The sequence below is a fragment of the Pseudomonas sp. DP-17 genome, assembly GCF_022380625.1.
GTDB classification, from domain to species: domain Bacteria; phylum Pseudomonadota; class Gammaproteobacteria; order Pseudomonadales; family Pseudomonadaceae; genus Pseudomonas; species Pseudomonas nitroreducens_A.
The window spans coordinates 143,519-157,577 of sequence record NZ_JAKSXG010000015.1 but is presented as its reverse complement, the minus strand read 5'-3'; the positions used below and the strand labels follow the sequence as shown (position 1 = coordinate 157,577).

General features: G+C 64.4%; 14 protein-coding genes. 7 read left to right on the top strand and 7 right to left on the bottom strand.

Annotated features, from left to right (window positions below):
- Positions 1-95: 95 nt before the first annotated feature.
- Positions 96-449, bottom strand: coding sequence for a hydroxyisourate hydrolase (gene uraH, locus MJ122_RS24485; RefSeq protein WP_017517523.1), 354 nt, complete (start codon positions 447-449; stop codon positions 96-98).
- 410 nt (positions 450-859) lie between these two features.
- Here uraH and puuE point away from each other — a divergent pair, with 410 nt between their 5' ends.
- From puuE to MJ122_RS24460, 5 genes are all read left to right on the top strand, one after another.
- Positions 860-1,795, top strand: coding sequence for an allantoinase PuuE (gene puuE / locus MJ122_RS24480; protein WP_088420880.1), 936 nt, complete (start codon positions 860-862; stop codon positions 1,793-1,795).
- Positions 1,792-2,307, top strand: a complete 516-nt coding sequence (gene uraD / locus MJ122_RS24475) for a 2-oxo-4-hydroxy-4-carboxy-5-ureidoimidazoline decarboxylase (protein ID WP_088420879.1) — start codon at positions 1,792-1,794, stop codon at positions 2,305-2,307. Before puuE ends, uraD begins: the two co-directional genes overlap by 4 nt.
- Positions 2,308-2,387: 80 nt before the next feature.
- The gene (locus MJ122_RS24470) at positions 2,388-2,894 is read left to right on the top strand and encodes an ureidoglycolate lyase (RefSeq protein WP_045209032.1); all 507 of its coding nucleotides are present in this window, start codon (positions 2,388-2,390) and stop codon (positions 2,892-2,894) included.
- 52 nt (positions 2,895-2,946) lie between these two features.
- Positions 2,947-4,287: a urate hydroxylase PuuD gene (locus MJ122_RS24465; protein ID WP_239746325.1), complete on the top strand. Its 1,341-nt coding sequence runs from the start codon at positions 2,947-2,949 to the stop codon at positions 4,285-4,287.
- Between the two features lie 443 nt (positions 4,288-4,730).
- The gene (locus MJ122_RS24460) at positions 4,731-6,077 is read left to right on the top strand and encodes a nucleobase:cation symporter-2 family protein (RefSeq protein WP_239746324.1); all 1,347 of its coding nucleotides are present in this window, start codon (positions 4,731-4,733) and stop codon (positions 6,075-6,077) included.
- 182 nt (positions 6,078-6,259) lie between these two features.
- On the opposite strand, the gene MJ122_RS24455 is transcribed toward MJ122_RS24460, so the two are convergent.
- Together MJ122_RS24455 and MJ122_RS24450 are read right to left on the bottom strand one after the other, a co-directional pair.
- A complete protein-coding gene (locus tag MJ122_RS24455; protein WP_239746323.1) occupies positions 6,260-7,819 on the bottom strand; it encodes a methyl-accepting chemotaxis protein in 1,560 nt (519 codons plus the stop codon).
- Positions 7,820-7,967: 148 nt separating this feature from the next.
- On the bottom strand, positions 7,968-8,309 hold the full coding sequence (locus tag MJ122_RS24450) for a hypothetical protein (RefSeq protein WP_239746322.1): 342 nt from the start codon (positions 8,307-8,309) through the stop codon (positions 7,968-7,970).
- Positions 8,310-8,500: 191 nt separating this feature from the next.
- Here MJ122_RS24450 and dusA point away from each other — a divergent pair, with 191 nt between their 5' ends.
- Both dusA and tal read left to right on the top strand, forming a co-directional pair.
- Positions 8,501-9,505, top strand: coding sequence for a tRNA dihydrouridine(20/20a) synthase DusA (gene dusA, locus MJ122_RS24445; RefSeq protein WP_239746321.1), 1,005 nt, complete (start codon positions 8,501-8,503; stop codon positions 9,503-9,505).
- 62 nt (positions 9,506-9,567) lie between these two features.
- Positions 9,568-10,488 (top strand): transaldolase, encoded by a 921-nt coding sequence (gene tal / locus MJ122_RS24440; RefSeq protein WP_088420873.1) that lies wholly within the window; start codon positions 9,568-9,570, stop codon positions 10,486-10,488.
- A 65-nt stretch (positions 10,489-10,553) separates the two neighbouring features.
- On the opposite strand, the gene rssC is transcribed toward tal, so the two are convergent.
- The 4 genes from rssC to MJ122_RS24420 form a co-directional block, all read right to left on the bottom strand.
- Positions 10,554-11,036: an anti-sigma factor antagonist RssC gene (gene rssC / locus MJ122_RS24435; RefSeq protein WP_017517513.1), complete on the bottom strand. Its 483-nt coding sequence runs from the start codon at positions 11,034-11,036 to the stop codon at positions 10,554-10,556.
- Positions 11,033-12,217: a two-component system response regulator RssB gene (rssB, locus tag MJ122_RS24430; protein WP_239746320.1), complete on the bottom strand. Its 1,185-nt coding sequence runs from the start codon at positions 12,215-12,217 to the stop codon at positions 11,033-11,035. Before rssB ends, rssC begins: the two co-directional genes overlap by 4 nt.
- Positions 12,218-12,397: 180 nt before the next feature.
- Entirely contained in the window at positions 12,398-13,102 is a 705-nt protein-coding gene (locus tag MJ122_RS24425) for a VacJ family lipoprotein (protein WP_088420871.1), read from the bottom strand.
- A gap of 166 nt (positions 13,103-13,268) precedes the next feature.
- Positions 13,269-13,985, bottom strand: coding sequence for a UTRA domain-containing protein (locus tag MJ122_RS24420; RefSeq protein WP_239746319.1), 717 nt, complete (start codon positions 13,983-13,985; stop codon positions 13,269-13,271).
- Positions 13,986-14,059: the final 74 nt, after the last annotated feature.

The window sequence follows — 14,059 nt, the reverse complement described above, 5'->3', positions numbered from 1 at the left end:
CCGCCGGAAAAACTCGCAGGCAAAAAAAAGCCCGCAGTGTGGGCGGGCTGAGGAAGACTCCACGAAGAGTCAGGGGGAAGACCTACGGGCGGGGACTAGCTGCCGCGATAGGTGGAATAGCTGTAGGGGGAAATCAGCAGCGGCACATGGTAGTGGTCGCTTTCCGAGGCGATGCCGAAGCGCAGTACGACCTGGTCGAGGAACGCAGGCTTCGGCAGCTCGACGCCACGGGCACGGTAGTAGTCGCCAGCATTGAACAGCAGCTGGTAGACGCCGGCACGGAAGTCCTCGCCCTGCAGCAGCGGTTCGTCGCAACGGCCATCGTCATTGGTCACGCGGGTGGTGATCAGCTCCAGCTGCTGGCCTTCGACGCGGTACAGCTCGATCTTGATGCCGTGGCCAGGGCAGCCGTGGGCGGAATCCAGTACGTGAGTGGTCAGGCGTCCCATGGGCTTATCGGTGTCCTGCGGCGGAGCCGGCCGACACCTTCCTCCTCTGTCTTGTTGATGCGAATGAGCGGGCCGCCATCGAAGCAGCCCGCGGGTACGTTTGGTAGAAGCGAATATACCCAGCGGCACAATTGATTGTATACAAAAAACTGATTCAACCTGCCAAAAAGCCCCTGTAGCGCCCTCTGGCCAGCAATGGCAGAAGCCCGCACACAGCCAGCCAGTGCCGCGCCAGAGCAGCGCCCGCCCGGCATCCAAGCCCTATCGAACACGGATGAGCGGAATGAAACGACCGTTGCGCAGATTGTATTTACAGACCGCTCGACATTTTGTATACAATGCACCCATCAACGGCAGCGCACAGTCCATCGACCCGGCGCCGACCGCCAACCACAAGAAGGAACACTGCAGTGAGCGCTGACTATCCACGCGACCTGATCGGTTACGGCAACAACATCCCCCATCCGCACTGGCCGAACGATGCGCGCATCGCCCTGTCCTTCGTCCTCAACTATGAGGAAGGCGGCGAGCGCAACATCCTGCATGGTGATGCCGAATCCGAAGCCTTCCTGTCCGAGATGGTGGCTGCCCAGCCGCTCAAGGGCGAGCGCAACATGTGCATGGAATCGCTGTATGAGTACGGCAGCCGTGCCGGCGTGTGGCGCCTGCTCAAGCTGTTCCGCAAATACGACCTGCCGCTGACCGTGTTCGCTGTCGCCATGGCTGCCCAGCGTCACCCCGAGGCGATCCGCCAGATGGTCGCCGACGGCCACGAGATCTGCAGCCACGGCTACCGCTGGATCGACTACCAGTACATGGACGAGGCGCAGGAACGCGAACACATGTTCGAAGCCGTGCGCATCCTCACCGAACTGACCGGTCAGCGCCCGCAGGGCTGGTACACCGGCCGCCTGGGTCCGAATACCCGCCGCATCGTCCGCGAGGACGGCAACTTCCTCTACGACTCCGACACCTACGACGACGACCTGCCCTACTGGGACCCGGCCAGCACAGCCGAGAAGCCGCACCTGGTGATCCCCTACACCCTGGACACCAACGACATGCGCTTCACCCAGGTGCAGGGCTTCAACAAGGGCGACGACTTCTTCGAATACCTGAAGGATGCCTTCGACGTGCTCTACGCCGAGGGTGCCGAGGGCGCGCCGAAGATGCTCTCCATCGGCATGCACTGCCGCCTGCTGGGCCGTCCGGCGCGTATGGCCTCGCTGGAGCGTTTCATCCAGTACGTTAAAGGTCACGAGAAGGTGTGGATCACCCGCCGCGTCGATATCGCCAAGCACTGGCACGAGAAACACCCGTTCAAAGCCCAGGAGAACAAGGCATGAGCCGCTTCCAGACCCTGACCCCGGCCAGCCTCGACCGCGCCGCCTTCGTTGCCGCCTTTGCCGACATCTACGAACACTCGCCGTGGGTAGCGGAGAGGGCCTATGACCTGGGCGTCGACGACAGCCTGAACGACATCGAACTGCTGCAGCAGCGCATGGCCGACATCCTCCTGTCCGCCAGCCATGAAGCGCAGCTGGCGCTGATCAACGCGCACCCGGACCTCGCCGGCAAGGCCGCTGTCCGGGGCGAGCTGACCGCCTCCAGCACCGCCGAACAGGCCGGCGCCGGCATCCAGGATTGCACCGCCGAGGAGTTCGCCCGCTTCACCGAACTCAACGATGCCTACAAGGCCAAGTTCGGCTTCCCCTTCATCAAGGCGGTGAAGGGCAGCAACCGCCACCAGATTCTGGCCGCGTTCGAAGAACGCATCCACAACACGCCGGAGCAGGAGTTCCAGACCGCCCTGGCGGAGATCAACAAGATCGCGATGTTCCGCCTGCAGCAACTCTGAGCGAGCGGACCTTCACTCCCCTTCCCTGGGATGCATTCAAGGGAAGGGACCCATGCGAACAACGAAAAAGAAGACCAGCCATGCGTACCCTGAAGATCGAGCCGTTGACCAAGGAAGCCTTCGCACCGTTCGGTGATGTCATCGAAACCGAAGGCAGTGATTTCTTCATGATCAACAACGGTTCCACCCGCCGTTATCACAAGCTCGCCACCGTCGAAACGGCGCAGCCCGATGACAAGGCGATCATCAGCATCTTTAGCGCCGAGTCCCTGGAGATGCCCTTGCGCATCCGCATGCTGGAACGTCACCCGCAGGGCAGCCAGGCTTTCATCCCGCTGCTCGGCAACCCATTTCTGATCGTGGTCGCGCCCCTTGGCGATGTACCTGTATCGGGCCTCGTCCGCGCTTTCCTGTCCAACGGCAAGCAGGGCGTCAATTACCACCGCGGCGTCTGGCACCACCCGGTGCTGACGATCGAAAAGCGGGATGACTTCCTGGTGGTCGATCGCAGCGGTTCTGGCAACAACTGCGACGAGCATTTCTTCACCGAGGACGAACAGCTCCTCCTCGACCCCCAAGCAAACTAATAAGAGAGGCCCGCACTCCGCGACGGCGGTTTCCGGGCAAGAGGTAAAAACTGTGGAAGCACATCTCATCGAATGGCTGAACCTGCTGGTCCGCTGGATCCACATGATCGTGGGTATCGCGTGGATCGGCGCCTCGTTCTACTTCGTCTGGCTGGAAAACAACCTCAACCGCGCCAACCCGCGCGAGGGGCTTTCCGGTGACCTCTGGGCGATCCACGGTGGCGGCATCTACCACCTGGAGAAATACAAGCTCGCCCCGCCGAAAATGCCGGACAACCTGCACTGGTTCAAATGGGAGGCCTACTCGACCTGGCTGTCGGGTGTCTGCCTGCTGACCATCGTGTTCTACCTGAACCCGACCCTGTACCTGATCGCCCCGGGCAGCGACCTGGCTCCGGCTGCCGCCGTGGCCATCGGCATCGGCTCGCTGATCGCCGGCTGGTTCGTCTACAGCACCCTGTGCGACTCCCCGCTGGGCAAGAAACCCGCCCTGCTCGGCGCCATCCTGTTCGCCCTGCTGGTGCTCGCCGCCTACCTGCTCAGCCAGGTATTCAGCGGTCGCGGTGCGTACCTGCACGTGGGCGCCATCATCGGCACCATCATGGTGGGCAACGTCTTCCGTGTGATCATGCCGGCCCAACGTGCGCTGGTTAAGGCCATCGAGGAAGGCCGCGAACCCGACCCGGTACTGCCGGCCAAAGGCCTGCTGCGTTCGCGCCACAACAACTACTTCACCCTGCCGGTGCTGTTCATCATGATCAGCAACCACTTCCCGAGCACTTACGGCAGCCACTACAACTGGCTGATCCTGACCTGCATCGCGGCGCTGGCGGTGATCGTGCGTCACTACTTCAACACCCGCCACGAAGGCAACGGCATGGCCTGGGCCCTGCCCGCCGGGGCCGTCGGCATGATCGCCCTGGCCTTCGTCACCGGCCCGAACTGGCCGAGCAGCGATGCCTCCTCCAGCACCGCCCAGGCACCGAAGGTCGAGTACCAGCCGCTGCCGGAAACCGCCGTCGGCGGCAAGACCCCGGCCGAGCGCGCCAAGGACGAGGAAGCCGCCAAGGCTGCCGCCGCCCAGCAGGCTCAGGCTGCTCCGGCCCAGGCGTCCACCGCCGCCGGCTCTTCCGAAGGCTTCGACAAGGTCCACCACGTCATCCAGGAACGCTGTGCCGTGTGCCACTCGGCCAAGCCGACCAGCAACCTGTTCAGCACCGCGCCGGCTGGCGTGATGTTCGATACCCCCCAGCAGATCCAGCAGCTCGCCCCGCGCATCCAGGCGCAGGCCGTGGCCTCGCAAGTGATGCCGCTGGGCAACATCACCCAGATGACCCCGGAAGAGCGCAAGCTCGTCGGAGACTGGATCTCCAGGGGCGCCCAGGTTAATTGAGCCTGCGGCACGGCCAGGAAAACCGCACCTTCGGGTGCGGTTTTTTTACGCCTGCAATAACCACTGTAGCGCGCCTCAGCCGATCGCGGACCAAGTCCGTTCCTACGCCAGGATTTGGCATTCGCGTAGGAGCGGACTCCGTCCGCGATTGCTATTCGGCGCGCACAATCTCTCTCTGAAACAAAAAATGTAGTCCACTCGACCAATGGCTACAGAATCACCGAAATCAGCAAACACGCGGCCTAGAGCCCCACAGCACCACCAAGGCAAAACGTGACCGACGAGTTGTATACAAAAATCGATTGAACGTAATACACATCGCGTTTATAAAGTCCCGCACCGCTTCACCCGCTCGGCCCCGGGGGTGAGATCGGCCAGTACTTCCCGGTTGTCGTGCCCGTCCGGCAACCAGCGACTGACAACAATAAAAACCGAGGTGTTGCATGTCCGTGGTAACTGAGCGCTCCCATACCGGCTCGCCCGTCGACCAGCGTTTGCCCTTGCTGCAGCTGCTGCTGGTCGGCTTCCAGCACGTTCTCCTGATGTATGGCGGCGCCGTCGCCGTCCCGCTGATCGTCGGCCAGGCCGCCGGTCTCTCCCGCGAAGAAATCGCTTTCCTGATCAATGCCGACCTGCTGGTCGCCGGCATCGCCACGCTCGTGCAATCGCTCGGCATCGGCCCGGTGGGCATCCGCATGCCGGTGATGATGGGCGCCAGTTTCGCCGCCGTCGGCAGCATGGTCGCCATGGCTGGCATGCCCGGCGTGGGCATGACCGGCATCTTCGGCGCCACCATCGCCGCCGGCTTCTTCGGCATGGTCATCGCGCCGTTCATGAGCCGCATCGTGCGCTTCTTCCCGCCACTGGTGACCGGCACCGTGATCACCTCCATCGGCATGTGCCTGTTCCCGGTGGCGATCAACTGGGCCGGTGGCGGCAAGGCGGCAGCCAACTTCGGCGCCATCGAGTACCTCGCCCTGTCGTCCTTCGTGCTGGCGGTGATCCTGCTGATCAACCGTTTCCTCAAGGGCTTCTGGGTCAACGTCTCGGTGCTGATCGGCATGCTGCTGGGCTACCTCATCGGCGCCGGCATGGGCATGGTCAGTCTGGACGGCATGGAGCAGCGTCCGTGGTTCGACGTGGTCACCCCGCTGCACTTCGGCACGCCCGAGTTCCATCTCGCACCGGTGCTGTCCATGTGCCTGGTGGTGGTGATCATCTTCGTCGAGTCCACCGGCATGTTCCTCGCCCTGGGCAAGATCACCGACACCGAGATCTGCCCGAACCGCCTGCGCCGTGGCCTGCTGTGCGACGCCAGCGCCTCGTTCGTCGCCGGTTTCATGAACACCTTCACCCATTCCTCGTTCGCCCAGAACATCGGCCTGGTGCAGATGACCGGCGTGCGCAGCCGCTATGTCACCGCCGCCGCCGCGCTGTTCCTGATCGCCCTCTCGCTGCTGCCCAAGGCCGCTTTCCTGGTGGCCTCGATTCCGCCGGCAGTGCTGGGGGGCGCCGGTATCGCCATGTTCGGCATGGTCGCAGCCAGCGGCATCCGCATCCTCCACGAAGCGGACATCGTCGACCGTCGCAACCAGTTGCTGGTGGCAGTGAGCATTGGCATGGGAATGGTGCCGGTGGTGCGTCCGGACTTCTTCGCCGCCCTGCCCCAGTGGATGGAGCCGATCACCCACAGCGGCATCGCAATGACCGCGATCTGGGCCGTGGTGCTGAACATCCTGTTCAACATCCTCGGCGAGCACGGCCGTGACGCCCTCTGCGGGCATCATTGAGTCCCTTTCGCGGGCGTCTCCCGGACGCCCGCACCCAGCCGCGTACACTCCTTCGCGGCTTTTTTATTTCTGCGGCACTTCGTTGCGAAGCAACCCTGACGCCACGGTGCCAACGACAAGCCATCGCAAGAGAAACCCGCCCTCACGCCGCCTGCAGCGCCGCAATCGACCTGTAGGCGCCGTCAGGTCTCCGGACGGTAGCCCAGGCGCAGTCCACCCCACTGGCGACCGCGCACGTAGATCGGCACCGAAAGGTCGTGCATCAGCTCGCCGGTATCGCGGCAGTAGGTCTGTAGCAGCATCGGCTGGTTGTGGCTGCCACAGCGCACACCGGTGCGGTCATTGAACAGACGCTTGCTGCGGCTCTTGAGCATGTCCACCTGCAGGTCGCCGCTCGGGGGGTGGCTGAACGCCCGGTTGTGCGTGGGCACGTAACCTTCGGCAGTACAGGCGATGGCGAATACCAACCCCTCGTGGCGTTGCAGCAGGTCCTCCTGAATGCGCGGCAACACCTCGTCCGTGTAGCGGTCGAAGCGCGTACGGAACTTCTGCGGGCGGGTTCCAGGCATCGGCTGATAGTCGCGGTCGAACAGGTCGTCGAAGCCGATCCGGCCGCTGTCCACGTCCGCCTCGAACTTTGCGCCGATCGCCTGGGCGCCGGCGCGGGCGAGGTCATAGATACGCTGGTGATAATCATCCAGCGCGACCTCCGCCAGGCGCTCGCTGATGGTTTCCGCCTGGCTCTCCAGCTGCATCGCGGCGTCGGCCAGGCGGTGAGTCTGCTCGTCGCTGGCGCGCAGGTCGCCGCGCACCTGCTCGACGGCGGAGAACAGGCTGTCCAGCTGGTTGCGGTTGATCTCCGCGCCCTCGGCGATCTCGGTGATCTGGGTTTCCACGGTGGCGGCCAACCCGGCAATGTCCTGCAGCTGGCGGCCGGTGCTCTCCACCTGGCTGACGCCCAGGCCGAGATCATCGGTGAGCTGGCGGATCTGCTCCACCACCTCGCCGGTCTGGCGCTGGATATCCTCGATCATCTGCCCCACTTCGTCGGTAGCCTCGGCGGTACGTCCGGCGAGCCCGCGCACTTCCTCGGCAACCACGGCGAAGCCGCGTCCGTGCTCCCCTGCCCGCGCCGCCTCGATAGCTGCGTTGAGGGCCAACAGGTTGGTCTGGCTGGCAATGGACTGGATCACCTGGGTGACGCGCTGGATATCCTCGCTGCGCGCATTCAGCGTCTCGATCAGCGCACGGCTGGCGCTGGCGCGCTGGCTCAGCTGGCGCATGCAATCGATGGCGGCCTGCAACTCGCTGCGCCCGGTATCACTGCCAGCGCGGGCGAGGGTCGCCGCCTCCTTCGCCTGGCGAGCGAGGTTCGAAGTGGCCCGCTCGGTATGGATCATCACCTCGGCACTGCCGACGATCTGCTCGGCGGCCACCACCTGGGACTCCAGCTTCTCCACCAGGCGCTGTACCGAGAAGGACACCCCGGCGGCGGACAGTGCATTGCGGCTGGTGCCCTGGGACAGCTCGCGGGTAAGTTCGGCAACGTCCGGCAGCACCGCCCGCGCCCCTGCTGGCGCTGCCTTCTCGCGGATGAACCAGGGCCCCCAGAGCAGCCCTGCCATGAGCAGCAGGCACAACGACAGTGGCCAGCCGCCCAGCGCCTGGGCAATGAACAGCAGCACCAGGCCGCAAGTCTGCAGGGTAAGGATGAGGACGATACGCGGGTGCGCGATACCCATGGCGGCAGCTCTCTTCTGGCGGGCCCTGCCGCTGCGCAGCGCGGGAACGCTGCCGGTGAGCCCGATTATTCTTGTCGGAGCCATTAGGCCGCCTGCTGCACCCGGCGGCTATCGTTCCTTAGTGGTAGACGAGGCGCTGCTTGAGTCGCTACAGGCAGCTGCGCGCCGCCAGGGTGATGGCGTCGTCCGGGCTGGGCGCATCACGGCGATAGAGCACGACATCGCTGCCCTTGTCCGTCGCCGTCGTCTCCAGCAACACCGCAGTGGTATCGCCCGAGGCAGCCGACATCTGCAACCGGTAGCCGAAACGGATCTCCTTCACCGCCGCCAAAGGGCGTATCGCCTGCCATTTCGGCAGCAGGCAGGTCATGTAGACCGAGGGCGACTTGCCGCTCTCCAGCTGCAATGCCAGCGCCTCCTCCTTCAGCTTGCCCGGCGAGGAACAGGCGGCCAGCAGGATCAGCGGTAGCGTCAACAATAGGGGTTTCATCGAGTGAGATCCTTCTGTCAGGTACCCAGAGGGTAGCAGTTGCGCCAAAGCGGACCGCCCGCCCAGGTCAAGCCGGCGGCAGACCGTCTGCCGGTTTCCGTGCGCGACGTCGGCAACCCCGGTAAAATCTCCGCCCTTTCCGCCGGCGCGAGCGATTTCGCGCCCCCTGCGAAGCCAGATACTCCGTACCCATGACCGACGCCGCACCGACCACCACCGCCCGCCCTGAGCCCTCCCGCCGCTTTTCCGTGGCGCCGATGATGGATTGGACTGACCGCCACTGTCGGTACTTCCTGCGCCAGCTTTCCAGCCACGCGCTGCTCTACACGGAAATGGTCACCACAGGCGCCGTCCTGCACGGCGATGCCGCGCGCTTCCTGCGCCACGACGAGTGCGAGCACCCACTGGCGCTGCAACTGGGCGGCAGCAACCCGGCAGACCTGGCGGCGGCGGCCAAGCTGGCGGAGCAGGCCGGCTACGACGAAGTCAACCTGAACGTCGGCTGCCCCAGCGACCGCGTACAGAACAACATGATCGGCGCTTGCCTGATGGGCCACCCGGCACTGGTGGCGGATTGCGTGAAGGCCATGCGTGACGCGGTATCGATCCCGGTGACGGTCAAGCACCGCATCGGCATCAACGGCCGCGACAGCTATGAAGAGCTCTGCGATTTCGTCGGCCAGGTCCGCGATGCCGGCTGCCGCAGCTTCACCGTCCACGCGCGTATCGCCATCCTCGAAGGCCTGTCGCCCAAGGAAAACCGCGAGATCCCGCCGCTGCGCTACGACATCGCCGCGCAGCTCAAGCGCGACTTCCCGGAGCTGGAGATCGTCCTCAACGGCGGCATCAAGACTCTGGATGAATGCCGCGAGCACCTGCAGGTGTTCGACGGCGTGATGCTCGGCCGCGAGGCGTACCACAACCCCTATTTGCTGGCCCAGGTCGATGCCGCACTGTATGGCTCGAATGAGCCGGCCATCACCCGCGCCGAAGCCCTGGCGCGGATGCGCCCGTACATCGAGCGGCACATCGCCGAGGGCGGCGCCATGCACCACGTGACCCGCCACGTCCTGGGCCTGGCCCAGGGATTCCCGGGCGCGCGACGCTTCCGCCAGCTGCTCTCGGTGGACGTGCACAAAACCAAGGATTCCCTCGGGCTGCTCGATCAGGCGGGCGAACTTCTCGCCGGTCACTGAGTCCCGTTGAGCGTTGCATCGCCCTCGGGTAAGGTCGATGCACTCTCTACGGAAGATGCGCCATGACCTCCAAGCTGGAACAACTCAAGCAGTACACCACGGTTGTCGCCGATACCGGCGACTTCGACGCCATTGCCCGCCTGAAGCCGGTGGATGCCACCACCAACCCGTCGCTGCTGCTGAAGGCCGCCGCCCTGCCCCGCTACGCCGAGCACCTGGCCCGTGCCACCGAAGGCGCACAGGGTGACGCAGGCCTTGCCTGCGACCGCTTCGCCGTCGCCGTGGGCAAAGACATCCTGGGGGTGATTCCGGGGCGCATCTCCACCGAAGTGGACGCCCGCCTGTCCTTCGATACCCAGGCCACGCTGCAGCGCGCCCATCGCCTGATCGAGCTGTACGACCAGCAGGGCATCGGCCGCGACCGCGTGCTGATCAAGATCGCCTCCACCTGGGAAGGCATCCGCGCCGCCGAACAACTGGAGCGCGAAGGCATCCAGACCAACCTGACCCTGCTGTTCTCTTTCGCCCAGGCCGCGGCCTGCGCCGACGCTGGGGTATTCCTGATCTCGCCCTTCGTCGGGCGCATCTACGACTGGTACAAGAAGGCCGCCAACCGCGACTACGTGGGCGCGGAAGATCCGGGTGTGCAGTCCGTGTCGCGCATCTATCGCTACTACAAGGCCAACGGCTACGAAACCGTGGTGATGGGCGCCAGCTTCCGCAATCTCGGACAGATCGAGCAACTGGCCGGCTGCGACCGTCTGACCATCAGCCCGGACCTCCTGCAACAACTGGCCGACGCCCAGGGCGAACTGCCGCGTGCGCTGCAGCCGGGCGGCGGCGAAGCCCGCCAGGTGCTGGACGAGAGTGCCTTCCGCTGGCAGATGAATGAAGACGCCATGGGCACCGAGAAGCTGGCCGAAGGCATCCGCCTGTTCGCCCGCGACCAGGAGAAGCTCGAGGCGCTGCTCTCCGGCCGCTGAAAACCTGCGGACGCACCAATGCAAACCGGCGCCCCAGGGCGCCGGTTTGCATTGGGTTCATCGAATCAGTGGCGCTCCAGCGCGCTTACCAGATCGTGGAACGCCTCACGGTTGGTCTCGTTCAGGCCCATCAGGATACGGTGGGCTTCGAGCACCTTGCCGCGCACCACCTCCTCGGACTGGTCCTGGGGAGGCAGATCGGTCAGGCAATCCGAACACGGAATCGGGCGATCGACGATGTTGAACACCTGATCGAAGCCCATCGACTGGAGCAGCCGGGTGATGTCCGCGTTGGTGGTCACCAGCGTGGGCAACAGGCCGACCTTCTGCCGCGAGAGAATGGACAGCTTCGCCAGGAGGCCCAGCGTGGTGCTGTCGATGCTCTGGGTTTCCGTGAGATCGATGATGATCGCCGAGAAATTCAACGCGGCGAAGATTTTTTCAATGGTGGCATCCAGCGCCGAACACAGGGTCAGTCGGACTTCGCCCACGAACTTCAGGACAAATGAGCCATCCTGCTCGGCGAACTGGATTTTACCGGTACTCATGCAAGGTTCCTGCTCAACACCAGCAAGGCAATATCATCCGGCATCTCGGACAACTTGGCCAGTCCGAAGACTTGACGCAGGCCATCCAGGGTTCCGCCGGCGGCGACGACCTGCTCGGGCAGGGCCGTCTCCTTTTCCTTCAGCGTAGATCCCGGAAGGACGTCGAGAATTCCATCCGAGAACAGGGAAAGGCTGAAGGACTTGGGTAGATCGAGGACATGATCCTCGTAAGTCGCTTCGCCGAACAGCCCCACCGGTAGGCCACGGCCTTCCAGGTAGCGGGCTTCGCCGTCGACATAAAGCACAGGCAGGGGCAGGTGACCGCCGACGCTGTAGGTCAGGCGATCGGTTTCCAGGTCGATCACACCACCGAGCATGGTCACGTGCTTGCCCAGGTTGCAGTTGATCAGACCACGATTGATGTGGCCAAGGACATCCGACGGCTTGAACTCCGGCAACATGTCGTTGCGCTTGGATTCGTACAGCAGCCGCGTGGTCATGAACTTCAGCAGCACGGTGACGAAGGCGGACGAAGCGCCGTGGCCGGAAACGTCGGCCAGGTAGAAGCCGATGCGGCGGGCATCCACGCGGAAGTAGTCGACGAAGTCACCCGACAGGTACAGCGACGGGATGATCTGGTGGGAGAAGGCCAGGCCTTCGGATTCCCAGGGCGTCTCCGGCAGCATGTTCATCTGCACCTGGCGACCCGCGTTCTGGTCTTCCTGGAGCAAATTCAGGCTGGCCTGCAGCTCGCGGTTGGCGGTTTCCAGCTTCTCGCGGTAGCGGCGATTCTCCGAACGCAGGAAGGCGCGGTCCAGGGCACGGCGTACCGAGTGCTCGAGGACGGCGAGGTCCTCCAGCGGCTTGATCAGGTAGTCGGCGGCGCCCAGGCGCAGGGCCTCGACGGCATCGCTCATGACGCCGGCACCGGACAGCACGATCACCGGGGCTTCCACCGCCATCTCGCTGACACGACGGATCAGCTCGAGACCGTCCATCTGCGGCATGCGCAGATCGCAGATCACCAGGTCGGGGAGTTGGTGCTCGAAGACTTTCAGGCCTTCCAGGCCGTTGGTGGCCTGTGTGACCTTGAATCCGCTGTCTTCCAGGTAGGCGGCGAGGCTTTCGCGGACGACGTCGTCGTCATCGATAATCAGCAGCGAGGCACTGGCTTTGTGCATGGGTCATCCAGGCAAACGGCGCCGGGGTTGTGGTTTGGCGCTCATTCTAGGGAACAGCGGCGCGGGTCGGTCGCGACAAGGCGCAGACACTACTCCCATCCGCTCAAGGGTTCAAGCAGGCACCGCCCGCGCCACGAACGGCGCGGGCTGGAGGACAGGAAGGGCTGCGCGCAAGACGGATCAGAAGTCGTCTTCGACCTCGCCGTCCTTGACCTTGAACTCGCGGTTCTGCAGGTAGGCGTTGCGGATGAAGGTGTACTTGTCGCCGCTGATCAGCTTCTCGGACTTGAGCAGGTCGGCACGGGTATCGACCACGTTGACACCGCGCAGGCTGTTACGCACCGAGACATTGTCGATGTAGGGATAGGGGCCGGTGTAGGCGTCCGGAATCAGCGACGGGGCATCGCGCAGGGTGCTCGGGCCCAGCAGCGGCAGCATCACGTAGGGGCCGCTGCCCACGCCGTAATGGCCAAGGGTCTGGCCGAAGTCTTCGTCGTTGCGGCGCAGGCCCATATGGGTGGCCACGTCGATGAAGCCGGCCAGGCCGAAGGTGGTGTTGAACAGCAGGCGGCTGGTGTCGACGCCGGCATCGCGGAACTTCAGCTGCAGCAGGTCGTTGACCAGGTTCTTCACGTCACCGATGTTGCCGAAGAAGTTGTGCACGCCGTCCTGCACGACATTCGGGGTGACGTACTGGTAACCCTGCGCCAGCGGCTTGAGGGCGTAGGTGTCCAGGGTGTCGTTGAAGGTGAAGATCGGACGGTTGACGCTTTCCCACGGATCGTCTTCGCTGGCGGCCTGCGCCAGGAACGGGATCGTGGCAAGGCCGGCGGCGACGAGCAGGCTGCAGCAGCGTTTGGTCCATTGGACGCCTAGTGGGCGCATCGGGAGTTCTCCAGTGAATGACAATCGGGCCAGCCTTGGCGGCCCCGCTATGCGGGCAGATTATATAGAGGCGCAACGGTTTTGCAGACCCGGCTCGATCTAACAGGATTTCGATTCGGCGTCACGGACCGTTTCGCTTGCTTGCAATTGAAAGCATAGTGCCACTTCAGTCGGGATACCGTGCGGCGATGACAATTTCCAGCGCATCGGAGCGCCAGAACTCCTGATCCCACTCCACCAGTCGGCCATCTTCCACGTAGCTGGCGCGCTCCACGTACAGGCCCGGCGAGCCTGAGGTCAGCTGTAGCGGCGTCGCGCGCGCCTCCATCAGCGCGGTGGAGTGCATGGCCAGCTCCGAGCGTCCCAGGCTCAAGCCCAGTTCCTCGCGCAGTACGCGGGTGAGCGAGGTATCCAGCGGGAAATCGAGCAGCCCCGCACACCAGCTGGCGTCCAGGGTGATTTCCTCCAGCATCACCGGCCGCTCGTCGACCCAGCGGCGGCGCAGGATGTGGAATACCTCGGCCTCGTCACCCAACCCCATGCGCCGCGCCAGGGCGGGCCCGGCGGCGCGGCGTTCGGCGGCCAACACCTCGGTACGCGGCACGCGTCCCTGGGCCGCCACATAATCCATGAAACCGGTGGTGCGGGTCGGGTTGTAGCGGATGCGCGGCGGCGAGACGAACCAGCCGCGGCGGTTCTCCCGGTACAACACGCCTTCGGTTTCCAGTTGCTGCAGCGCCTCGCGCAGGGTCACGCGGGTACAGCCAAAGCGCTCGGCCAGTTCGCGTTCGGCGGGCAGGCGCCGGCTGAGGGTGGCGTTGGCGACGTCCTGCGCCAGCTGCTCGCGGATGCGCAGGTAGTGAGGCATGGGTTCGACCGGCATGAACGTCTTCCGCAAAAAGGCGCGTCGATTATAACGGCCCGGCGGACGACTTCATCGGACCGTCACATTGGCCC